At 64.7% G+C, this 22,079-nt stretch carries 18 protein-coding genes; 15 read left to right on the top strand and 3 right to left on the bottom strand.

Annotation, left to right across the window (positions count from 1 at the left end):
• Positions 1–14: 14 nt before the first annotated feature.
• Both ACVIW0_RS33925 and ACVIW0_RS33920 read right to left on the bottom strand, forming a co-directional pair.
• Positions 15–1,400 carry an MATE family efflux transporter gene (locus ACVIW0_RS33925; protein WP_461356305.1) on the bottom strand — a complete coding sequence of 462 codons (1,386 nt, stop codon included), beginning with the start codon at positions 1,398–1,400 and terminating at the stop codon, positions 15–17.
• A 257-nt stretch (positions 1,401–1,657) separates the two neighbouring features.
• On the bottom strand, positions 1,658–2,188 hold the full coding sequence (locus tag ACVIW0_RS33920) for a GNAT family N-acetyltransferase (RefSeq protein WP_461356304.1): 531 nt from the start codon (positions 2,186–2,188) through the stop codon (positions 1,658–1,660).
• Positions 2,189–2,390: 202 nt separating this feature from the next.
• On the opposite strand from ACVIW0_RS33920, the gene ACVIW0_RS33915 reads away from it, so the two are divergent.
• The 14 genes from ACVIW0_RS33915 to ACVIW0_RS33850 all read left to right on the top strand — a co-directional run bounded on the left by ACVIW0_RS33915 (position 2,391) and on the right by ACVIW0_RS33850 (position 19,161).
• On the top strand, positions 2,391–2,990 hold the full coding sequence (locus tag ACVIW0_RS33915; RefSeq protein WP_163152911.1) for a superoxide dismutase: 600 nt from the start codon (positions 2,391–2,393) through the stop codon (positions 2,988–2,990).
• Between the two features lie 181 nt (positions 2,991–3,171).
• Positions 3,172–3,558 (top strand): fluoride efflux transporter CrcB, encoded by a 387-nt coding sequence (gene crcB, locus ACVIW0_RS33910; RefSeq protein ID WP_461356303.1) that lies wholly within the window; start codon positions 3,172–3,174, stop codon positions 3,556–3,558.
• 1,403 nt (positions 3,559–4,961) lie between these two features.
• Positions 4,962–5,675, top strand: a complete 714-nt coding sequence (tolQ, locus tag ACVIW0_RS33905; RefSeq protein ID WP_016846954.1) for a protein TolQ — start codon at positions 4,962–4,964, stop codon at positions 5,673–5,675.
• Between the two features lie 91 nt (positions 5,676–5,766).
• The gene (locus ACVIW0_RS33900) at positions 5,767–6,234 is read left to right on the top strand and encodes a biopolymer transporter ExbD (RefSeq protein ID WP_028340645.1); all 468 of its coding nucleotides are present in this window, start codon (positions 5,767–5,769) and stop codon (positions 6,232–6,234) included.
• Between the two features lie 36 nt (positions 6,235–6,270).
• The gene (locus tag ACVIW0_RS33895; RefSeq protein ID WP_461356302.1) at positions 6,271–7,206 is read left to right on the top strand and encodes a cell envelope integrity TolA family protein; all 936 of its coding nucleotides are present in this window, start codon (positions 6,271–6,273) and stop codon (positions 7,204–7,206) included.
• A 73-nt stretch (positions 7,207–7,279) separates the two neighbouring features.
• Positions 7,280–8,617, top strand: coding sequence for a Tol-Pal system beta propeller repeat protein TolB (gene tolB / locus ACVIW0_RS33890; protein WP_461356301.1), 1,338 nt, complete (start codon positions 7,280–7,282; stop codon positions 8,615–8,617).
• Between the two features lie 183 nt (positions 8,618–8,800).
• On the top strand, positions 8,801–11,125 hold the full coding sequence (locus tag ACVIW0_RS33885; RefSeq protein ID WP_461356300.1) for an EAL domain-containing protein: 2,325 nt from the start codon (positions 8,801–8,803) through the stop codon (positions 11,123–11,125).
• A gap of 172 nt (positions 11,126–11,297) precedes the next feature.
• Positions 11,298–12,032 carry an N-acyl amino acid synthase FeeM domain-containing protein gene (locus ACVIW0_RS33880; protein ID WP_461356299.1) on the top strand — a complete coding sequence of 245 codons (735 nt, stop codon included), beginning with the start codon at positions 11,298–11,300 and terminating at the stop codon, positions 12,030–12,032.
• A gap of 271 nt (positions 12,033–12,303) precedes the next feature.
• Positions 12,304–12,786: a peptidoglycan-associated lipoprotein Pal gene (gene pal / locus ACVIW0_RS33875; RefSeq protein WP_461356298.1), complete on the top strand. Its 483-nt coding sequence runs from the start codon at positions 12,304–12,306 to the stop codon at positions 12,784–12,786.
• A gap of 253 nt (positions 12,787–13,039) precedes the next feature.
• A complete protein-coding gene (gene ybgF, locus ACVIW0_RS33870) occupies positions 13,040–14,062 on the top strand; it encodes a tol-pal system protein YbgF (protein WP_461356297.1) in 1,023 nt (340 codons plus the stop codon).
• Positions 14,063–14,113: 51 nt separating this feature from the next.
• Positions 14,114–15,148 (top strand): tRNA lysidine(34) synthetase TilS, encoded by a 1,035-nt coding sequence (gene tilS, locus ACVIW0_RS33865; protein ID WP_461356296.1) that lies wholly within the window; start codon positions 14,114–14,116, stop codon positions 15,146–15,148.
• A 257-nt stretch (positions 15,149–15,405) separates the two neighbouring features.
• Positions 15,406–17,328, top strand: coding sequence for an ATP-dependent zinc metalloprotease FtsH (ftsH, locus tag ACVIW0_RS33860; protein ID WP_461356295.1), 1,923 nt, complete (start codon positions 15,406–15,408; stop codon positions 17,326–17,328).
• A gap of 12 nt (positions 17,329–17,340) precedes the next feature.
• Positions 17,341–17,760: a DUF3052 domain-containing protein gene (locus ACVIW0_RS33855; protein WP_461356294.1), complete on the top strand. Its 420-nt coding sequence runs from the start codon at positions 17,341–17,343 to the stop codon at positions 17,758–17,760.
• 201 nt (positions 17,761–17,961) lie between these two features.
• Positions 17,962–19,161, top strand: a complete 1,200-nt coding sequence (locus ACVIW0_RS33850) for an ABC transporter substrate-binding protein (RefSeq protein ID WP_461356293.1) — start codon at positions 17,962–17,964, stop codon at positions 19,159–19,161.
• 178 nt (positions 19,162–19,339) lie between these two features.
• On the opposite strand, the gene ACVIW0_RS33845 is transcribed toward ACVIW0_RS33850, so the two are convergent.
• The gene (locus ACVIW0_RS33845; protein ID WP_461356292.1) at positions 19,340–20,839 is read right to left on the bottom strand and encodes a hypothetical protein; all 1,500 of its coding nucleotides are present in this window, start codon (positions 20,837–20,839) and stop codon (positions 19,340–19,342) included.
• A gap of 404 nt (positions 20,840–21,243) precedes the next feature.
• On the opposite strand from ACVIW0_RS33845, the gene ACVIW0_RS33840 reads away from it, so the two are divergent.
• On the top strand, positions 21,244–21,918 hold the full coding sequence (locus tag ACVIW0_RS33840) for a TetR/AcrR family transcriptional regulator (protein ID WP_461356291.1): 675 nt from the start codon (positions 21,244–21,246) through the stop codon (positions 21,916–21,918).
• Positions 21,919–22,079 lie beyond the last annotated feature (161 nt).

Genomic DNA, 22,079 nt, shown 5'->3' with positions numbered 1-22,079 from the left:
GCGCGTCGCGATGCTTATCCCCAGCGGGTCAGCCGAATCGACATGATGGTGGCGAGACCGAACGCCGCCATCGCAGCCCCGACCAGTGCAAACAGCGTCCATGCCGGCGCGCTCACGGTGGCAAGCCACCAGCCGCCGAGGCCGACCAGCAGCAGGCGGATGGTGCCGGCCAGCACCGGTCCTCCGACCTTGGCCGCGCCTTGCGAGGAGAAGTACAGGCAGACGCCGACGCCGAAGAAGCCGAACGCCGGGCCCGCCAGTGCGAAATAGGACGAGGCGGCCGCAGTCACGCCGGGATCGGTGGTGAACAGCGCAATCCACAGTGTTGGTTTCAGTGCGACCACAAGCCCGACGAGCCCGACGACAAGTCCGGCGACTGTACCCGCGGTCCACGCCACCTTGCGGGCCCGCGCCACCAGCCCGGCGCCGATCGCCATGCCGACCATCGGCACCGAGGCGACGCCGACCGCGAACGCGATCGGGATCAGCAGGAATTCCAGCCGCGAGCCCATGCCGTATCCGGCCAGCGTCTCGGTGCCGAAGCCAGCCAGGATCTTGGTGAAGATCAGGATGGTCAGCACGCTCTGCAGCGGCGACAGGCAGGAGACCGCGCCGACTTTCAGGATGTCCAGGAACATCGCGCGCTGGAAGCTGAACGCCGCGAAGTCGAGTTTGAGCCGGCTGCGGCCGGAGGCGAGATACCAGGCGAGGAAGATCGCACCACACGTGAAAGCCGTGAGCTGGCCCGCGGCGACGCCGCGCATGCCGAGACTCGGCACCCCGAACAGGCCGAGACCAAGCACGCCGCCGACCGCGATCTGGATCAGCGACGTGGTGATCAGCGTCATTGAGGGAATCCGCATGTCGCCGGTGCCGCGCACGACGGAGGCGAGCGTGTTGACCAGCCAGATCGAGATCGCGCCGGAGAACAGCACCTGCGAATAGTGCATCGACTGCTCGAGCACACCGCCGCGGCCGCCGAGCAACGCATAGAAGTCGCGGCCGAAGCCCAGCATCATCACTGTGAAGAACAATCCGGCACAGGCTCCGATGATCGCCGCATGCAGCGCCAGATCGGCAGCGCGGTCGCGGTCGCCGGCGCCGAGCGCGCGGCTGATCGCCGACGACACGCCGCCGCCCATCGCACCGGCCGACATCATCTGGGTCAGCATTGCGAACGGAAATACCAGCGCGATGCCGGCCAGCGGTTCGGTGCCGAGCCGGCCGATGTAAGAGGTCTCGGCGACCGCAACCAGCGTCGAGCCGAACATCGCGATTGTGTTGGGGAGGGCGAGCCTGAGCAGCGTCGGCAGGATCGGCGCCGCCAGCAAATGATCGACCGGCACCGCGGGCGCGGCCGCCGCGGGGCTGATGTCGTCGAGCGAGGCATCAATGGTCATGCGTCACGGCCTTCGCTTCGCCTCTCCCGCTTGCGGGGGAGGCCGACGCGCGCCCAGCGCGCGGCGGGTGGGGGCTCTCTCCACGAAATGACGCGCGGAGAGAGCCCCACCCCAGCCCTCCCCCGCAAGCGGGAGAGGGGGCGCAGTTTGCTCGCGGCCGCAGTTCGAGATCACTTTGTGAAGGCCCGCCATCAATAAATGACGGGCGACATCCTACGGTCTGCACGGCCCGCAAGCCACCCGCGCTCGCGCAGGGGTCACCACGGCAGGCCGCATAGGTCGATCTTGCCTTGGCGCGGCGCGCGGACGATGTCGTTGACGAACGGCGCCATCGCCTCGAAGCGGATCTGTCCCGAGGGCTGTTCGCACATGACTTCGCCGGCGAAGGGATGCCAGCCGCGCGCCTGATAGAATGCGAAATTGTGCGGCTCGCAGAATAAGATTGCAAATTTCACCGCATCATTGGCACGAATCGTATGCACGGCGGCGTCGAGCGCGAGTGACGCATAGCCGCGCCGCCGGCAGTCCTCGCGGGTCGAGACTCCGCCGATACCGCCGACATGCACCTTGTGGCCATTCCAGGTGATGGTCCGGAAATAGATACCGACGTGGCAGGCCAGTCCGCTGTCATCGGGCGCGTCGAGCAGCACGCGCAAATCCGCGTGAGCCCATTTGATATCGGCCCAGTCCTTGTTCGCCATGACTTCAGGGCTCCAGACCGTCCGAAGCAGCGGCTCGGCGCGCTGCCATGACGCATCTCCGTTGAGAATGTCGATCTCGATGCTCATCGTCGCCGTCCTGGATGTCGCCTTGGGATGTAGCCTTGGGATGTAGCCTTGGGATGTAGCCTTGGGGTGTGCCCTTGGGAGTGACCTTGGGCCGTGCCGATCCGTCATACACGATCTGAAAATGCGGTGTTTCTCCGCCGTGGAACCTTCTATAAGGGGGACCCGTTAAGTGTAGTCTTCCACCTCTGTTGGACATCACCCCATGACCTTCACGCTACCCGATCTGCCCTACGCCCACGACGCCCTTGCGCCCTACATGTCCAAGGAAACGCTGGAGTTTCACCACGACAAGCATCACCAGGCCTACGTCACCAACGGCAACAACGCGATCAAGGGGACCGAATTCGAAGGCAAGTCCCTCGAGGAGATCGTGAAGGGCTCGTTCGGCAAGAACGCGGCCGTCTTCAACAATGCCGGTCAGCACTACAACCACATCCACTTCTGGAAGTGGATGAAGCCGAATGGCGGTGGCAGCAAGCTGCCCGGCCGGCTGGAGAAGAAGATCAACGAGGACCTCGGCGGCTTCGAGAAGTTCAAGGCCGACTTCGCTGCCGCCGGCGTCGGCCAGTTCGGCTCCGGCTGGGCCTGGCTGCAGGTCAAGGGCGGCAAGCTCGAGATCGCCAAGACCCCGAACGGCGAGAACCCGCTGGTTCACGGCGCGGTGCCGATCCTCGGCGTCGACGTCTGGGAGCACTCCTACTACATCGACTACCGCAACCGCCGCCCGGATTATCTGAAGGCGTTCGTCGACAGCCTGGTCAACTGGGACTATGTCGACGAGCTGTTCGGCAAAGCCGGCTGAGCATACTGGCCGTCATTCCGGGGCGATGCGTTAGCATCGAACCCGGAATCTCGAGATTCCGGGTTCGGTCCTGCGGACCGCCCCGGAATGACGAGAGGAGAAGCTTCGAAAGGGCGGCAGCATCAATTGCCGCCCTTTTTGTTTTCTTGCGACACCGGCCGCTATGCGGCACAAAGTTCACATGGGGCAACTGACCAGCTATCTCCTCGTCTTCTTCGGCGGCGGTCTCGGCGCGACGCTGCGCCACCTGATCAACGTCACCTGCGCGCGCTGCATCGGCACCGCGTTTCCCTACGGCACCTTCATCATCAACATCACGGGCTCGACTGTGATGGGCCTGATCGCCGGCTACCTCGCCTTCAAGGGCGAGGCCTCGCAGCCCTGGCGGCTGTTCCTGATGACCGGCATCCTCGGCGGCTACACCACCTTCTCCGCGTTCTCGCTCGACGCCGCGCTGCTCTATGAGCGCGGCGAGCTCGGGCTGGCGGCGCTGTATGTGGCGGGCTCGGTGGCGCTGTCGATCGGAGGCCTGTTCGCCGGGCTCGCAATCGTGCGGCATTTGACGTGAGTCGACGTGAGCGAGGCGATCACTCCCCGTCGTTATTCGGGAGCTCGCCGACGCGTGCGACAGGGCGTGCCCCGAAAAGCGTAAGGTGAGTACGCTTTCAGGCTCCCTCTCCCCTTGCGGGAGAGGGTGGGGAGAGGGGTGGCCCCGGGAGTGATTCTCGAGGTGCGATCCCACTGCTTCAACCTGCGGAGCGAGCATCGCCCTTTCTAACGGAGAGTAGAGCAAGGGGCACCCCTCTCCCCAACCCTCCCCCGCAAGGGGGGAGGGAGCCCTTCCGCCAGTGCTCACCTCACGCGCGCGTGCCACTGAGTTGCCCGACGGGCAACTCAGCAAAAACCCGTCAAGCCTCGGCAGCAAAAATATTTCGCTTTATCCGAAGAGCAACTCAGTGTATGAATTTCCCCGTCTCACCCGACACGAGGGGCGCTTCGCGGTCGTCACGAACGCGGGTCGAGATGCGGTGGACGCGGATTGCGCAGTCGACGAATGCGCATGAGGCGGACGGCGAAGTCGTGCAGGCCTGACGCCCTAGTGGTAGGTGTCTTTTCGGATTGCGCAGATGCGCGTCGCGAAGACGGTGACAACAAAGCCCAGTCTCGCCGGGGAGAGCACGTATAAGCCGTAGCCCATCGCGCAGGGAAAGCCGGATTGCTCCGGTTACACCTGTGGTCCTACCCCCGAGCTTTCTACCCCATTGCTCGGGGCCCATGGGTGCGATCGGCACCCGGCTTTCCCTGCGCCCTCTGTTCAAGAGAGGGCGGAAACGACAATCAAGACTCGGACAATCATGTCGCGAGAATGTGGATGTGTGACTCACAGACCGCGCCACACACTCACCGTCGTCCCGGCGAAGGCCGGGACCCATAACCCCAAATGCTGCTTGTCGCGCGATGCTGGTACGACGAGTCCCTTCAACAACGTCCGCCGCGGTGTATGGGTCCCGGCCTTCGCCGGGACGACGAGTGAGGATCAGGCAAGCCAGATATTCACCGTCGTCCTGGGCCGCGATCCGGCTCATCACTGAATGCGGTGGTTATGGGTCCTGGCTTTCGCCAGGACGACGCGCGGGAGGAGTCGTCTGCTACCCCTCCCCTCCGGCGGCATCCCGTTCATCTCCGGAACCCGCCAACCGGCTCCGCCAACGGCACTTCCGGCCTTCAAATTTCCCTTTGGTAACCTCGCCTTAACCATGATTAGCGTTTGGTTAGGGTCGGAATGCCGCGTGAAAAGCCCTCGTTTTGACATGTTGGCAGGGGAAGCAGGGCCCGGCTTTGGACGGGCCCCCCATGCGACAGATGTAAGAGGCTCTCGCGCAGTTTTGCCGCGCCGGGTGCGCGGCCGTGGAAGGGGTGCCGATTGGCGGCCCGCCGAACTGGGACACTTGCGTTGAGAGGATATTGCCGATGAATCCCGCCGACGTGGCGCAGTCAACTCTGCCACTGGCATCGAGCGATGTGTCGCTCATCGCGTTGTTTTGGCAGGCCCATTGGGTCGTCAAATGCGTGATGCTGGGACTTCTGTCCTGCTCGGTCTGGGTCTGGGCGATCGCGATCGACAAGATCCTGCTGTACGCCCGCACCAAGCGGGCGATGGACAAGTTCGAGCAGGCCTTCTGGTCCGGCCAGTCGATCGAGGAGCTCTACCGGGCGCTCTCGGCCAAGCCGACCCAGTCGATGGCGGCCTGTTTCGTGGCGGCGATGCGGGAGTGGAAGCGCTCCTTCGAGAGCCAGTCACGGTCCTTTGCCGGTCTGCAGGCCCGAATCGAGAAGGTCATGAACGTTTCGATCGCCCGGGAGGTGGAGCGGCTGGAACGCCGGCTGCTGGTGCTGGCGACCGTCGGCTCGGCCGGCCCCTTTGTCGGCCTGTTCGGCACCGTCTGGGGCATCATGTCGAGCTTCCAGTCGATCGCGGCTTCGAAAAACACCTCGCTGGCGGTGGTGGCGCCCGGTATCGCGGAAGCGCTGTTTGCCACCGCAATCGGCCTGATTGCCGCAATTCCGGCGACTATTTTCTACAATAAGTTCACTTCGGAGGTGAACCGGCAGGCCGCCCGCCTGGAGGGGTTCGCCGACGAGTTCTCCGCCATCCTGTCGCGTCAGATCGACGAGCGGGGCTGAGGAGCATGATCCGGAAAAGTGGGTACCAGTTTTCCGAAAAGATCATGCTCAATAAAGAGAGTGTGATGGTCACTGTTGTGAGCGCGCGATCATGGCGATGAGCATGGCAGGGTCCGGCGGTGGTGGCAGACGCCGCCGCGGGCGCAAGCCGGTCATGGCCGAGATCAACGTCACGCCGATGGTCGACGTGATGCTGGTGCTCTTGATCATCTTCATGGTCGCGGCGCCGCTGATGACGTCGAACATCGACATCGACCTGCCGGTCGCGAGCGGCGGCAAGTCGATCTCGTCCAACCAGCCGCCGCTGACACTGTCGGTCAAGCGCACCGGCGGCGGCTGCAACTCGAATGTCGAGCTCTATCTGGGCGACGCGCCGGTCACGGCCGCCGATTTTCCGGCCAAGATCAAGGCGATCGGCGATGCCCGGTCGGATGCCGAAAAAGTGGTCTATCTGCGTGGCGACAAGGACGTCTGTTACACGGATATGATGAAGTTGCTCGGCGAGGTCCGGGCCGCGGGGTTCAAGGCGAATATCGTCATCATCCCGGAGGGTGGCTAACGACCATGTACGGCAAGCGGCACGGGGAAGCCTGATTTGAAGGTCAAGGTCGACAAGACTCTGGCGGCGTCGATTGTCCTGCACGTCCTCGTGATCGGGTGGGGCCTCGTGTCGTTTTCGACCCGGGCCTTCGTGATGCCGGAAGAGGAATCCGTCGCCGTTGACGTGATCTCCTCCGACCAGCTCTCGCACGTGATGTCCGGCCAGAAGGACGGCAAGAAGGAAAATCCCAAGCCGCTGGTCGACAAGGTCGCCGCGGCCAAGCCGGTCGACGACATGGTCGGCAAGGTCGAGGAAAAGAAGCCGCCGGTCGTGACCGAAACCGCGCCGCAGCCGACACCGAAGGTGGAGAAGCCGGAAGACAAGAAGCCGGATCCGCCGAAGAAGGTCGAGAACAAGCCGAAGGAAGAGCCGAAGCCGGTCGAGAAGAAGCCCGATCCGGAGAAGCCCGACCCGATCGCGGAAGCGATCAAGAAGGAAGAGAAGAAGCCGCCGCCGAAGCCGGTTCAGCAGGCCGCCAAGCCGCCGCCGGAGCAGAAGCCGAAGGATCGCGTGTTCGACCAGAGCAAGATCGCAGCGCTGCTCGACAAACGCGACCCGACGCGCGCCGCGGCGACCGGCGATACACTCAATGCCAACGCCGCGCTCGGCACGGCGAAAGGCAAGGCTGCGGACAACTCCGCGACCTGGGGCGCGATGTTCCGGCAGCAGGTCGAACGGTGCTGGAAGAACAAGCCCTACGGCAGCATCGAGGAGCAGCGGACCCAGGTGGTGATCGACGTCGATCTGAAGCGCGACGGCACGCTCGCGCGCATGCCGGTCGCGGAAGGCTCGCCGAGCACGCCCTATATGCGCGTCTATCAGGAGAGCGCCTTGCGCGCGATCATCGCATGTCAGCCCTACAACCTGCCCGCGGGCTGGTTCGACGAATGGAAGGCATTCGCACCGGTGTTCAAAGAGAACAATACTTGAGATCAGACGCGACGCTTTGGCCAATAGCAGACAAAGTCTACCGACAATGACCGACAACAATGATTTGCGTGCAATGATGTTTCGCCTCGACCGACGACAGATGATTTCCGGCATGGCCGCGCTTGGTGCGCTCGCGGCGGCGCCGCAAGCCTTCGGACAGGAAGGCGGGCGCAAACAGATTCCGGTCCCGGGCGGCGAGTTCGCGCCGGTGCCGATCGCGATCCCGAATTTCTCGGCCGGCACGCCCGGCGACACCGAAGTCGGCGTCGGCGTTGCGCAGGTCATCACCAACAATCTGAAGCGCAGCGGCTTGTTCGCACCGATCGATCAGGCCGCTTATCTCGAGAAGCAGGTCAACATCGACGCGCCGCCGAACCTGAACAACTGGGCCAGCATCAAGGCGCAGGCGCTGGTGGTCGGGCGCATGACCCGGCAGGGCAACGGCCGGGTCAAAGCGGAGTTCCGGCTCTGGGACGTCGGCACGGGACAGCAGCTCGCCGGCCAGTCCTACGACACCTCGGCCGAATACTGGCGCCGCATCGCGCACATCATCTCCGACCAGATCTACGAGCGCATGACCGGCGAGAAGGGTTATTTCGATACCCGCGTCGTGTTCGTCGACGAGAGCGGCTCGGCGGACCGCCGCGTCAAGCGCCTGGCGCTGATGGACCAGGACGGCGCCAATGTGCGCTATCTGACCCGCGGCTCGGATCTCGTGCTGACGCCGCGCTTCTCGCCGTCGACCCAGGAAATCACCTATATGGAGTTCGGGCAGGGCGACCCGCGCGTCTACCTGCTCAACATCGAGACCGGCCAGCGCGAGATCGTCGGCAACTTCCCGGGCATGTCGTTCTCGCCGCGCTTCTCGCCCGATGGCCAGCGCGTCATCATGAGCCTGCAGCAGGGCGGCAACTCCAATTTGTTCGTGATGGATCTGCGCTCGAAGTCGATGACGCGGCTGACCGACACGCCGGCGATCGACACCTCGCCCTCCTACGCGCCTGACGGCACGCGGCTCTGCTTCGAGTCCGACCGCGGCGGCAAGCCGCAGATCTACGTGATGCCGGCAACCGGCGGCGCCGCGCAGCGCATCTCGTTCGGCGACGGCACCTATTCGACGCCGGTGTGGTCGCCGCGCGGCGACTACATCGCGTTCACCAAGCAGGGCGGCGGGCAGTTCGCGATCGGCATCATGAAGCCGGACGGCTCCGGCGAGCGCATCCTGACCTCGGGCTTCCACAATGAAGGCCCGACCTTTGCGCCGAACGGACGCGTCGTGATGTTCTTCCGGGATCCCGGCGGCAACAGCGGTCCGTCGCTGTTCACCATCGACGTCTCCGGGCGCAACGAACTGAGGGTGCCGACCCCGGGATTCGCCTCCGACCCGGCCTGGTCGCCGCTGCTGTCGTAAGCCGCTGCATAGCTGCCCCGGCGTGTCCGAGGCAGGTCGGCAGCTCTTGCCTAGTGCACTGAATTGTCTGGCGAATTTCCTTCTCTCGGCGGCCGCGGCAAGGACTCGGTAACGATATTCCCTCAGAAAGACTTCACCTGCCATCGGTAAGAGTGCGAGTTGAAAAGGACGCGCGCTCTCACAATGCAGTTTGCAAGTCAGACGGGAGAACCGGACCAGTCGATGTCGCCGACGATCTCCGCGGCGCTCGTCGATTCCCTGTTCATGAACCCTGCGCCCATGATCTTCGGCGCCTTCGGCCCCGCCATTGCGGGCGCCGTGATTGCGTTCGTCACCGGCAATCTGTTGTCCTGGCTCTGCGTGCCGCTGTTCATCGTGGTGGGCCTGGCGCGCGCGTGGCAGATGTACCGCTACCAGCAGCGCAGCTCCCGTCTCACCGTCGAAGAATCCGTGACCTGGGAGAAGCGCTACCGGATCGGCAGCCTCGCCTACGGCATTGCGCTCGGCCTGTGGGGCGCCGCCGTCCTGGTCACGACCAACGATGCCGCAGCCCACATGCTCTGCGTGACCACGGTGGTCGCCTATACCTCGGCGGGGGTCGGGCGCACGTTCGGCCGGCCGCAGATCTTCCACCTGCATCTGTTGATGTCGATCGGTCCCCTGATCGCGGCGCTGATGTATGTCGGCGGTCCCTACCACATCGCGCTGGCGCTGCTCAGCCTGGTGTTCTTCAGCGCCATCCGCCACCTCACCACGAGCCTGCAGCGGATCTACGTCAACGCCTGGATCGCCAAGGAGCGCGAGGCGGCGCTGGCGGGCCAGTTCGATACCGCGCTCAACAACATGCCGCACGGCCTGTGCATGTTCTCGGCCGACGGCCGCCTTGCGGTGATGAACCACCGCTTCATCGAGATGATGGCGCTGTCGGACGATTTCGTGCAGCGCGGCGCCAGCGCGACCGATATCTGCAATGCCTGCGTGCTGTCCGGCGCGATCTCGGCCGCCGCCGCGCAGCAGATCCTCTACGAGATCGAGAGTTCGCAGCGCGGCGACATCGTCACCAGCGACCCCGATCCGGCGCAGAACCGTTCGCTCGACTGGACGTTCCAGCCGATGGCCGGCGGCGGCACGGTGGTGCTGGTCGAGGACATCACCGAGCGCAAGGACGCCGAGGCCCGGATCAGCCATCTCGCGCGCTACGACGAGCTGACCGCGCTGCCCAACCGCGTCAATTTCCGCGACGAGATTGGCCGGCTGCTCGCCATGCAGCACGGCGACCATCGCTCCGCGCTGCTGTTCGTCGACCTCGACCAGTTCAAGCAGGTCAACGACACGCTCGGCCATCCCTGCGGCGACCAGCTGCTTTGCGCGGTCGCCGAGCGGCTGCGCGAGATGCTGCGGCCGGAGGATTTCGTGGCACGGTTCGGCGGCGACGAGTTCGTCGTGTTCCAGCAGAACATCCACTCGCATGAGGACGCCGCCGCGCTGGCGCGGCGCATCGTCGACCGCCTCAGCGAGCGCTACAAGATCGACAACCATCTGGTCGAGATCGGCGCCAGCGTCGGCATCGCGATGACCGCGCCCGGGGTCGGCGCCGACACGCTGTTGAAGAACGCCGACATGGCGCTCTACCGCGCCAAGGCGGACGGCCGCGGCACCTTCTGCTTCTTCCGCGACGAGATGGCGCAAACCGTCGAGGCCCGCCGCATCCTCGAGCTCGACCTGCGCAAGGCGCTGGCCAACGAGGAATTCGAGCTGTTCTACCAGCCCCTGATCAATTTGAGGTCCGGCAAGGTCTCGACCTGCGAGGCGCTGCTGCGCTGGAACCACCCGGCGCGCGGCACGGTCTCTCCGGTCGACATCATTCCGGTCGCCGAGGACATGGGCCTGATCGTCGATCTCGGCCGCTGGATCCTGCGCAAGGCCTGCATGGAATGCATGAAGTGGCCCGAGGCGGTCAGCGTCGCGGTCAACTTCTCGCCGCAGCAGTTCCATCAGCGCGACGTGCTGAGCGAGGTTCGCTACGCGCTCGAGGTCTCCGGCCTGCCGGCGCACCGGCTCGAGATCGAGATCACCGAGTCCTCGCTGCTGCACAACACAGAGCTGACTCACGACGTGCTGTCGCAGCTGCGCTCGCTCGGCGTGCGGATCTCGCTGGATGATTTCGGCACCGGCTACTCGTCGCTCAGTTACCTGCACAATTTCCCGCTGCAGAAGGTCAAGATCGACCGCTCCTTCCTCGAAGGCATCGACAGCGATCGCCCGCTGACCCTGCTGCGCGGGGTGGCGCGGCTGTCGGCCGATCTCGGCATGTCGGTCGTGGTCGAGGGCATCGAGACCAATGAGCAGCTCGAGCTGATCAGCGCCGACGGTGCGGTGACCGAAGCACAGGGATACCTGTTCAGCCGGCCGGTTCCCGCGGTGCGGATCCGTCAGCTGCTCAATGCCTCGCACGGCCGGCGGACCGACGAGCAGCTGCACGTGGTTCCCTCGCGCTCGATTGCTTGATCCAGCGCAATAACCTCAATCGATAGTTGTGATAGCCTCGACTGCACGATTTGAAGTGCACGCTTGCGGTCGGAGGTTAACTGTATTGCTTCGATTGCTTTGACGAAAATTAAGAAGCTGTTAATCTTTTGGCACGCGCGTTGAAGTTGTTGGGTTGTAAGGGGAGTACTGCATGAGGTCCGCGGCCGAAGTCATCAAGCCCGCGACCGGAAGGCTTGCGGACCCTCTCGATCAAGTCGACTACCGCCTCGCTCAGACCCCGGAACAGAAAGACGAGATTTACCGGCTCCGCTATCGCGCCTATCTGCGCGAAGGCGCGATCCGGCCCTCGGCGGACGAGCGCGTCGTCGACGCGTTCGATGATGCGCCGAATGCCTGGGTGTTCGGCGTCTATCTGCACGGCGAGCTCTGCAGCTCGATCCGCATCACGGTGGCGACGCCGGAGTGGCGCTCCTCGCCGACGATCGACGTGTTTGGCGACATATTGCTGCCGAAGCTCGATCAGGGTCTCGTCTTCATTGATTCGACGCGCTTCGTGGCGGATCCCGAAAAGGCGCGGAACAATCCGGAACTGCCCTATGTCACGGTGCGGCTTGGTTCGACTGCGGGCGTGCATTTCAATGCCGATTATGGCCTGGCGCCGGTCCGGCCGGAACACATGGCGTTCTACCGGCGCGTGTTCCTGCACGAGACCTGGTCGGAACCGCGGCTCTATCCCGGGCTCGTCAAGCCGGTCGGCTTGATGGCGTCGCATCTGCCGACGGTGCGGGATCGCGTGCTTGCCCGCTATCCATTCCTGCGCTCGAGTGCCTTCGAGCGACGGATGCTGTTCGACCGCGAGGGCCAGCTGCAGCCCGATGGTATTGTCCGGCCGTTCGAGCGTGCCTCGATCGTGCCGAATCCCTGAGAAAACCCGCGTTCTGATCGATCTGGCGCCAACCGGATGTTGCGCGCACGTCAAATTGCCCTGCAAAAGCGGCCGGTTCCCGCGAACCTTGCCTTCCTTTCACCATCGCGCCACATTTGCCACCCATTAACCATCGGGGGCGCTTTTCGCCATTGCCTGGCATTTGATGGGGTCGAGCAAGGTCTCGTCAAGGTTGACGGAACGTTCGCTTAACCATCGCCCTGTAGACCGATTGGGTAGTACGAAGAGCGTGAGCGTGGAGGCTCCGGGAATGAATTATCTCCAGGGTATGAAGCTGGTTGCGGTTCTGGCGGTGGCGCTGTCGATGGGCGCCTGCGCCAACAAGAACCCGTTGGACGCCAATGGCGCGATCGGGGGCGCCGCGGCCCCGGGCAGTCAGCAGGATTTCGTGGTCAATGTCGGCGATCGGGTGTTCTTCGAGAGCGATCAGACCGATCTCAGCCCGCAGGCGACGGCGACCCTCGACAAGCAGGCGCAGTGGCTGCAGACCTACAACCGTTATTCCTTCACCATCGAAGGTCATGCCGACGAGCGCGGCACGCGCGAATACAACATCGCGCTGGGTGCTCGCCGTGCCCAGTCGGTTCGCTCCTATCTGGCGTCCCGCGGCATCGATCCGAGCCGCATGCGTACCATCTCCTACGGCAAGGAGCGCCCGGTCGCGGTCTGTAACGACATCTCGTGCTGGTCGCAGAACCGCCGCGCCGTCACCGTGCTGAACGCCAGCTCCTGACGCGTTCGCTGGATCGATTTTTCCGAGCCGGCGCCTTCGGGCGCCGGCTTTGTTTTGGCCGCGCGAAAGCCTGGCACGCCGCCGTCATCAAGATGAACGAAGCTGCGCGCAATTGGCCGTTTGCTTGTTCCCGCGTCCGTACTAAACCGGTGTCCGCGACGCTGTAGCGGATTTGAACGGCCAGTCACAATTCCGGCGTACTCCGTCCCTCAATGTCGCTCGCTTTTCACGTCGATGTCGTCGTCAGGGCAAAATGTCATCCAGGCTTCATTTTCTTTCTTCCGCCGCAGCGATCGCGGCGCTATTCGCCGTTTCAACACCGGTGTTTGCCCAATCCGACGATTCCGATGCGGAGATGCGGATCGAGCGGCTCGAAAATCAGCTGCGGCAGCTGACCGGCCAGAACGAGGAGCTGCAGTACCGCAACCGCCAGCTCGAGGAGCGGCTGCGCCAGCTTGGCGGCCAGCCGCCCGGCGCTCCCGGACAGGCTCCGGCCGCCCAGCCCAACGTCGCGGCGGTGCCGCCGGCGCAACAGCCGCAGGCCTACCCGCAAGCTCAGCCCGGCTACAGCCAGCCGCAGCAAGGCTATGGCCGGCAGCCGCAGGGCGGCTATGACCAGCAGCAGATCGCCGCGCCTGTACCGATCGTGCAGGAGCCGGCGCCGGCAGCTTCTCCCGGCCGCCGCAGTCGCGGCGACGCCTTCGATCCGAATCAGAACCCGAATGCCCCGGGCGCGCCGCGCGCGCTCGGCGGCGGCCAGATGCCGATGCCAGGCGATGCGGCGGGAGGTGCGCCGGGCGGCCGCGGCGCGGGCGAACCGCTCAATCTCGGCGATACCAGCCCGCAGCGCGCCCCCGGCGCGAGCGCGGCGCTGACCACATTGCCGCCGTCGGCGACGTCGAAGGACGAGTTCGATCTCGGCATCGGCTACATGCAGCGCAAGGACTATGCGCTCGCCGAAGAGACCATGAAGAACTTCGCGCAGAAATATCCGAGCGATCCGCTGGTGGCGGACTCGCAATACTGGCTTGGCGAAAGCTATTTCCAGCGTCAGCAATATCGCGACGCGGCGGAAACCTTCCTCGGCGTGACCACCAAATACGACAAGTCCGCGAAGGCGCCCGACGCCCTGCTGCGGCTCGGCCAGTCGCTGGCGGCGCTGAAGGAGAAGGAGGCCGCCTGCGCGGCGTTCGGCGAGATCACGCGGAAATACCCGCGCGCGTCCGGCGGGGTCAAAGCCGCGGTTGACCGCGAGCAGAAGCGCGTGAAGTGCTAAACCAGCAACGGAAGGCCGCTTCCGGCCTTTCCGCGACATGCTGGTTCTGCGATGCCCGACGACCAAACCGCCATCTCGGCCAAGGACGCCAAGCGCTTGTTCGCAGGCCTTGCGTCTGCGCCGGCGATTGTGCTCGCGGTGTCCGGCGGTCCCGATTCAGTCGCGCTGATGTGGCTCGTCGCGCGCTGGCGCCGTGCGCTGACGCGAGGACCATATCTGGTGGCGGTCACCGTCGATCACGGCCTGCGTCCGGAAGCGGCACGCGAGGCGCGCGACGTCAAGCGCCTCGCGTGCCGCCTCGACCTGCCGCATCACACGTTGCGCTGGAACGGGCCGAAGCCCGTGACCGGCGTGCCGGCAGCCGCGCGCGAGGCGCGCTATCGCCTGCTCGCGCAAGCCGCGCGCAAGCATGGCGCCACGCACATTCTGACCGCGCACACCCGTGACGACCAGGCCGAGACGCTGTTGATGCGGATGCTGCGTGGCAGCGGCGTCGCGGGCCTTTCGGCGATGGCGCGCGAGACCGAGCGCGACGGCGTTGTGCTGACGCGGCCGCTGCTCGATATCTCCAAGGCGCGACTGATCGCAACGTTGAAGAAAGCGCGGATCGGCTTTGTCGACGATCCGACCAACCGCGATGCGTCCTTCACGCGGCCACGGCTGCGCGCACTGATGCCGCTGCTGGCGGAGGAGGGCGGTGATGCGCGGAACCTGGCGCGGCTTGCCGCGCGGATCGCGCGCGCCAACGCCGCACTGGAGGTGCTGGTCGACGGCGCCGAGCGCTATCTTGCGTTGAAAAGCGAGGATAACCCTGGTGCCGGTTACGACGCTGCACTGTTCGCGGTGATGCCCGACGAAATTCGGCTCCGCCTGCTGAAGCGCGCCATCGACCGCACCGGACATGAGGGGCCGGCCGAACTCGGCAAGGTGGAAACCCTGCTCGCGGCCGTCGATCAGGCCTTGAACGGGGCCTCAGGACAACGCGAATTCAGGCTGAAACAGACCCTTGCCGGAGCGGTCATCAGCGTCGCCTCCGGCCGTATCAGGATCAGCCCGGCGCCGCCCCGCCGAGGGCGTTCCGGCTAGGCCGCGTTTGAATGGTTCAATCGCTGTCATAATCGGGCAGGGTGGCTTAACCACCCCGGAAAAACACCGGATTCTGCGTCATTTTTTGACCGGGAATCGGGCTAGGATGCGGTAAATAGTCGTGCGCAGTTCCCTTGGCATCGACCCCTGCGGCACCTAGATTGTATGCCATCACGGGATGGATTCCCTGGGGATTCCCACAGAGCCTGCCCAAGGATAGAGAGAGGCCGCGATCCGCGCGACCACGAAGGAAGACCATGAACGCCAATCTGCGGAATTTCGCCCTCTGGGTCATCATTGTCCTGCTGCTGCTGGCGTTGTTCACGCTTTTCCAGAATCCCGGCCAGCGCTCGTCGTCCTCGGAGATCTCGTTCTCGCAGCTTCTGACTGAAGTCGATCAGGGCCATGTCCGCGACGTCGTGATTCAGGGGCCGGATATTCACGGCACCTTCAACAACGGCACCAGCTTCCAGACCTACGCGCCGAGCGATCCGACGCTCGTGAAGCGGCTCTATGACGCCAAGGTGCAGATCTCCGCGAAGGCGCCCGGCGACAACGTGCCGTGGTTCGTTTCGCTGCTCGTCTCCTGGTTGCCGTTCATCGCGCTGATCGGCGTCTGGATATTCCTGTCGCGACAGATGCAGGGCGGCGCCGGCAAGGCGATGGGCTTCGGCAAGTCGCGCGCCAAGATGCTGACCGAAGCGCATGGCCGCGTCACCTTCGAGGACGTTGCCGGCGTCGACGAGGCCAAGCAGGACCTGCAGGAGATCGTCGAATTCCTCCGTGATCCCGGCAAATTCCAGCGGCTCGGCGGACGCATTCCGCGCGGCGTGCTGCTGGTCGGCCCCCCCGGCACCGGCAAGACGCTGATCGCGCGCGCGGTGGCGGGCGAAGCCAACGTGCCGTTCTTCACCATCTCCGGTTCTGACTTCGTCGAAATGTTCGTCGGCGTCGGTGCGAGCCGCGTCCGCGACATGTTCGAGCAGGCCAAGAAGAACGCGCCCTGCATCATCTTCATCGACGAAATCGATGCGGTCGGCCGTCATCGCGGCGCCGGTCTCGGCGGCGGCAATGACGAGCGCGAGCAGACGCTGAACCAGTTGCTGGTCGAGATGGACGGCTTCGAGGCCAATGAAGGCGTGATCCTGATCGCGGCGACCAACCGTCCCGACGTGCTCGATCCCGCGCTGTTGCGTCCCGGCCGCTTCGACCGTCAGGTCGTGGTGCCCAATCCGGACGTCGTCGGCCGCGAGCAGATCCTCAAGGTGCACGTCCGCAAGGTGCCGCTGGCGCCGGATATCAACCTCAAGACCATCGCGCGCGGCACCCCGGGCTTCTCCGGCGCCGACCTGATGAACCTCGTCAACGAGGCTGCGCTGACCGCCGCCCGCCGCAACAAGCGGATGGTGACGCAGGCCGAGTTCGAAGAGGCCAAGGACAAGGTGATGATGGGCGCCGAGCGCAAGTCGCTTGTCATGACCGAGGAAGAGAAGCTGCTGACGGCCTATCACGAGGGCGGCCACGCCATCGTCGGCCTCAACGTCGTCGCGACCGATCCGATCCACAAGGCGACCATCATTCCGCGCGGCCGTGCGCTGGGCATGGTGATGCAGCTGCCGGAGCGCGACAAGCTGTCGATGTCGCTGGAGCAGATGACCTCGCGCCTCGCCATCATGATGGGTGGCCGCGTCGCGGAAGAGCTGATCTTCGGTCGCGAGAAGGTGACCTCGGGTGCCGCTTCCGACATCGAGCAGGCGACCCGTCTGGCTCGCATGATGGTGACGCGCTGGGGCCTTTCGGAGGAGCTCGGCACCGTTTCCTATGGCGAGAACCAGGACGAGGTGTTCTTGGGCATGTCGGTCTCGCGCACGCAAAATGCGTCCGAGGCGACGGTCCAGAAGATCGACTCCGAGATCAAGCGCCTGGTCGAGGAAGGCTACAAGGAAGCGACCCGGATCCTGACCGAGAAGCACGAGGATCTCGAAACGCTCGCCAAGGGCCTGCTCGAGTTCGAGACGCTGACCGGCGACGAGATCACGGACCTCTTGAAGGGCAAGAAGCCCAACCGCGAGTCGGTGCTGGAGCCGTCGACTCCGCGCGCCTCCGCCGTGCCGCCGGCCGGCAAGCCGCGCCCGCGTCCCGATCCGGACACCGGCCTGGAGCCGCAGCCGCAGGCGTAAGCCTCGCCTGCCATGGCCGGCTATTCCGGCAAACCGATTGTGCAAAAGCTCGGCCTCAAGCCGGGCTTTTGCATTTTTGTCGACGGCTTGTCCGTGCCCTATTCCGACATCGTCGGCCAACTGCCCGCCGATGTACGGATCGTGAAGACCGCGCGGGCGCCGCTCGATGTGGTGCATCTGTTCGCCGCCGAGGCCAGGGGCCTCGCCACCAAGCTTGAGCGTTACCGGGAGGCGATCGCGCCCGATGGCATGATTTGGGTGTCCTGGCCGAAGAAGAGCTCGGGCCTCGTGACCGATCTCACCGACATTGCGGTCCGCAAGGCCGGGCTTGCCTCCGGCCTGGTCGACATCAAGGTCTGCGCCGTGGATGCCACATGGTCGGGACTGAAATTCGTGATCCCCGTCAAGGAGCGCGGCAAACGCCCGACATAATGTAGGGTGGGCAAAGGCGCGCTTGCGCCGTGCCCATCATCCAGAGCGCTGTGCGTCAGGGTGGGCACGCTTCGCCTTGCCCCCTACCACGTCGTCGCTATTGGCATTCGGATAAACCCCGTGGCATCCTCGCGCCAAGCCGTCAAACGGCACCGCCGCGTCGTCCTGGACGCGCGGCAGAAAAAGGGGGGGGGGAGGCCGATGCGCAAGGCATTCGGCGCGCTTGGCGCCATTTCATTCCTGCTGTTGCCCGCCGTTTCGTTCGCCGCCGAGATGCGCGGCGTCACATCAACCGAAATCAGGATCGGCCAGACCATGCCCTATAGCGGGCCGGTGTCGGCGTTCGGGGCGCTCGGCAAGGGCGAGGCCGGCTATTTCAGGATGCTGAACGAGCGTGGCGGCATCAATGGCCGCAAGATCAACTTCATCTCGCTCGACGATTCCTACGCGCCGCCGAAGACGGTGGAGCAGACCCGCCGCCTCGTCGAGAGCGACGAGGTGGCGCTGATCTTCTCCTCGATCGGCACCGCACACAACACCGCGATCGCAAAGTACCTGCAGGGCAAGAATATCCCGCAGCTGTTTCTGGCCTCCGGGGCCTCGAAATTCGGCGACATCGCGCAATTCCCGCAGGCGACCATGGGCGTGCAGGCGCCGTTCCGCTACGAGGCGCGGCTTTACGCGCGCTATGCGCTGGCGAAGAATCCGAATGCGAGATTCGCGGTGATCTCGCAGAACGACGATTACGGCCGCGACTATCTCGCGGGCCTCAAGGACGTGCTCGGCGAGAAATATGATTCTGTCGTCACGGTTGCGACCTACGAGATATCGGACCCGACGATCGACTCGCAGATCGTCAAGCTGAAGGCGACCAATGCCGACGTCTTCGTGATCGCGGCGACGCCGAAATTCGCGGCGCAGTCGATCCGCAAGGCCTATGAGATCGGCTGGCGGCCGATGACCTTCCTGTCCAACACCGCGGTGTGGATTTCGACCGTGATGCAGCCGGCCGGCTTGGAAGCCGGGACCGGCATCATCTCGACCGCCTATGTGAAGGATCCTGACGATCCGGCCTGGAAGGACGATCCCGGCATGAAGGGATGGCGCGACTTCATGACCAGATATTTGCCCGACAGCGATCAGCACGACACCAACTATGTCAACGCCTACAACAGCGCGATGGCGCTCGAGGCCGTGCTGAAGGCCTGCGGCGACGATCTCTCGACCGAGAACATCCTGCGGCAGGCGTTCGCGATCAAGCAGCTGGAGCTGCCGATGCTGCTGCCGGGCATCAAGGTCAACACCTCGCCGTCCGACCACGTGCCGGTCGACCAGATGCAGCTGATGCGCTTCAACGGCAAGACCTGGGACCGCTTCGGCGAGCTGCAGACGGGGAATTGAGCTGAGACCGATCCCGGGCCTAAACCCGTCATCCTGAGGAGCGCGCTCTCGCGCGCGTCTCGAAGGATCGACGGCCACCGGCCGGGCCGTACATCCTTCGAGACGCCTGCTGCGCAGGCTCCTCAGGATGACGGAACAGATGGCGTCGCTGCGATTCAGAGAAACGCTCTGGCGCAGCCTACTTCGAACCTGCAGCCGCCTGCGCTGCGTCGGCCCTCTCGTCCGATCGCACATGGATGACGGCGACGTCGTCCTTGTAGAGCCGCTTCCAGCCCTTGAGGTGATCCAGTGCATTTCCGGCCGGCGAGTCCGAGCTCAGCAGCGTGGCGTCGATGCGGTATTTGTCGAGCAGGGCCAAGAGCTGGCCGACGTCACGGGCATCGAGCGCGTCGTAATAGTCGAGCACGAATTGCTCGCCATAGAGCTCGGCGCGGCCGTCGATGAACACCTTCATGTCGCGGCTCACCATGTAGCCGCCGAACGGCGCCGTGCTGAACACGCGCTCTGCCTTGTGCTGCTGCAGCACGTCGACCGCGGCAACCGGCGAGAACATCGGCAGGAACTTGAACTGATGCTGCGCGACGAAGGCCGTCGTCGTCACCCACGCGCCGATCACCATCGCGATCGCAGCCAGGATCGTGACGGTTGGGAGCGAGCGGGTTTGCTCGAAGCGGGAGGCGGGAGCGCCTGCCGTCCCCCATTGTTCTGATATCGGCTTGGCGAGCACCAATGGCGCGATGAACGCGAACACCTCGATGTTGCGGACATGGCTCAGCGCCATCCAGATCAGGCCGAGTAGCAGCAGGATCCGCGGCACCGACAGCGTCAGCCTGCGATAGCAGATCAGGCCGATCAGGCCGAGCAGCGTGGCCTCGAAGAAACTGGGCTTGCTGAAATCCGCGGGCTTCCATTCGCCGATCAGCGTCAGCAGCTTGCCAAGGCTGAGGATCTTGGTCGCGCCGAGCAGGCTGTTCCAGCCATACGGAGTCACACAGCTGGCGGCGATTGCCGCGACGCCGAACAGTCCCCATCGCACGATGAGCTGACGGCGGCGGCCTGGCTCAGCATTCCAGATAGCTTCCAGTCCGATCGGTCCGATCAGCGCCAGGCCGAGAACGAAGCCGCCGTGCAGATTGGCCCACAGCGTCATCAGCGGCAGCAGCCACCATGACGGTGAGGTGCGGCGATCCGCGGCCACAAGCAGTCCGCCGACGAACGCCAGCAACACCGGCAACGCCAGCATGTGCGGCCGCGCCAGGAAGTGGATCGTCGACAACAATAGCGCCAGCGCCGCGATCAGCAGTGCGCGCGCCGGATCGAAATACGGGCTCAGCAGATGCAGGAAGACCGCAACCGTCGCACCGATCGCGATCGAGGTCAGGATCACCGGCCCGGCCCAATTGCCGCCATACACGAGGGCATAGGCCACCTGCGACAGCCACGAGCTCGAAATCCAGGGCTCACCGAAACGGGTGAACGAAAACACGTCAGTGGTCGGCATCGCGCCGTGCTCGAGGATCCACTGTCCGACCCTGATCTGCCACATCGTGTCAGTGTCGCGCAGCTGGATCTCGCCGGCCGAGAGATAGAACAGATAGGCGCCGACGGCAGCGCAGAGCGGCAGCAATCCGCGCGCCGCATTGCGGCTGGTCACGCTGCTGGCGATGGAGAGTGACATGCGCTTTCGGGTTTCGGTCGGAGACATCGAGAGGCAACGCCACGCGTGACGCCTGGTGCGCACTCGACCACGGCTTCCGATAAAATCGGGTAAATGCGGCCGCGACATCGCGGGCCACCGGACGGCTCGACTCGAGCGATCTGGTTAGCTGGCCATTCACCATCGAAAACCTAGGCCCGTCGTCGGTCCGGCCCCGGCCGGCTGGCGCTCTGGCCGCAGCGGCCCGGCTCAATCGGAGGTGGAACCGAGGCTGTCGCAAAATCCTTGCAATTCCAGCTTGTCATTCAGTCTGAATAGTTGTTCACTTCTTCACGCGTTTGCGGGATCAATCGTACAAAACATTGAAGTCGCGTGTGTTCTGCCGGTGGGCGCCGGTTGGGGCGCACGGTGGGGGACGGAACGCCATGGTCTATCGGCGAACTCATCAGGTTGTGAAACGGCTGGCTGCTCGACGGAGCGCCATCCTGTCGGCTGCACGCGACGCGGCAGCGGCGGGCGGCATGGCGGCGGTCCAGATTGCACCGGTCGCGGTGCGGGCCAATGTCGCGGCAGGCACCGTCTATCGCTACTTCCCGTCGAAGGCCGAGTTGATCTCGGAACTGATCACGGAGGTCTCGCGCGACGAGCTGACGGCGATTCGACGCGCCGCCGATGCCGCACCAGGGCCCTCATCGGCGCTGGCCGCCGCGGTGACGACGATTGCGACCCACGTGCTGTCGCAACGCAAGCTCGCCTGGGGCATCTTGGCCGAGCCTGTCGATGTCGACGTCACCGCCTCGCGCCTGGCGAGCCGCCGCGATATCTCCGGCGAACTCGCCACCCGCATCGATGCCGCCGTGCGCGCCGGCCATCTGCCGGCGCAGGATACCGCGCTCGCCGCCACCGCCTTGCTCGGCGCGCTGCACGAGGCGCTGGTCGGCCCGCTGGCACCAAGCAATCTCGACGATCCGATCAAGCTGCGTGATGCGGTGCAGACCGTGACGCTGCTTGCGCTGCGCGCGGTCGGCGTGATGGACGCGCGCGCGCGTGGTCTCGTGGTGCAGGCGACCACCCCGGCAAAGGCGCTGGTCGGCGCTTAGATCATGATGCGTTTACACGGAATCGCATCATGATCTCATCTCTTTGTTTGAGCATGATCTTTTCGGAAAACCGGTTTCCACTTTTCCGGATCATGCTCTAGCATCCAAGCGCGCGGCGAACGCTTCCGTCGCATTGGCGTTGTAAGCTTGTGGCTGGGTTC

Source organism: Bradyrhizobium sp. USDA 4454 (assembly GCF_054822705.1).
The sequence above is the reverse complement of the archived record's forward strand: the minus strand, read 5'-3'. Positions and strand labels throughout refer to the sequence as shown.

Bases quoted from the DNA above. Each gene is read 5' to 3' on its own strand.
- ACVIW0_RS33850 (WP_461356293.1), top strand. From the start codon at position 17,962: ATGCGCAAGGCATTCGGCGCGCTTGGCGCCATTTCATTCCTGCTGTTG.
- ACVIW0_RS33885 (WP_461356300.1), top strand. From the start codon at position 8,801: ATGCAGTTTGCAAGTCAGACGGGAGAACCGGACCAGTCGATGTCGCCG.
- ACVIW0_RS33845 (WP_461356292.1), bottom strand. From the start codon at position 20,839: ATGTCACTCTCCATCGCCAGCAGCGTGACCAGCCGCAATGCGGCGCGC.
- ACVIW0_RS33925 (WP_461356305.1), bottom strand. From the start codon at position 1,400: ATGACCATTGATGCCTCGCTCGACGACATCAGCCCCGCGGCGGCCGCG.
- ACVIW0_RS33840 (WP_461356291.1), top strand. From the start codon at position 21,244: ATGGTCTATCGGCGAACTCATCAGGTTGTGAAACGGCTGGCTGCTCGA.
- ACVIW0_RS33915 (WP_163152911.1), top strand. From the start codon at position 2,391: ATGACCTTCACGCTACCCGATCTGCCCTACGCCCACGACGCCCTTGCG.
- ftsH (WP_461356295.1), top strand. From the start codon at position 15,406: ATGAACGCCAATCTGCGGAATTTCGCCCTCTGGGTCATCATTGTCCTG.
- tilS (WP_461356296.1), top strand. From the start codon at position 14,114: ATGCCCGACGACCAAACCGCCATCTCGGCCAAGGACGCCAAGCGCTTG.
- pal (WP_461356298.1), top strand. From the start codon at position 12,304: ATGAATTATCTCCAGGGTATGAAGCTGGTTGCGGTTCTGGCGGTGGCG.
- tolB (WP_461356301.1), top strand. From the start codon at position 7,280: ATGATGTTTCGCCTCGACCGACGACAGATGATTTCCGGCATGGCCGCG.
- ACVIW0_RS33920 (WP_461356304.1), bottom strand. From the start codon at position 2,188: ATGAGCATCGAGATCGACATTCTCAACGGAGATGCGTCATGGCAGCGC.
- ACVIW0_RS33855 (WP_461356294.1), top strand. From the start codon at position 17,341: ATGGCCGGCTATTCCGGCAAACCGATTGTGCAAAAGCTCGGCCTCAAG.
- ACVIW0_RS33900 (WP_028340645.1), top strand. From the start codon at position 5,767: ATGGCGATGAGCATGGCAGGGTCCGGCGGTGGTGGCAGACGCCGCCGC.
- crcB (WP_461356303.1), top strand. From the start codon at position 3,172: ATGGGGCAACTGACCAGCTATCTCCTCGTCTTCTTCGGCGGCGGTCTC.
- ybgF (WP_461356297.1), top strand. From the start codon at position 13,040: ATGTCATCCAGGCTTCATTTTCTTTCTTCCGCCGCAGCGATCGCGGCG.
- tolQ (WP_016846954.1), top strand. From the start codon at position 4,962: ATGAATCCCGCCGACGTGGCGCAGTCAACTCTGCCACTGGCATCGAGC.
- ACVIW0_RS33880 (WP_461356299.1), top strand. From the start codon at position 11,298: ATGAGGTCCGCGGCCGAAGTCATCAAGCCCGCGACCGGAAGGCTTGCG.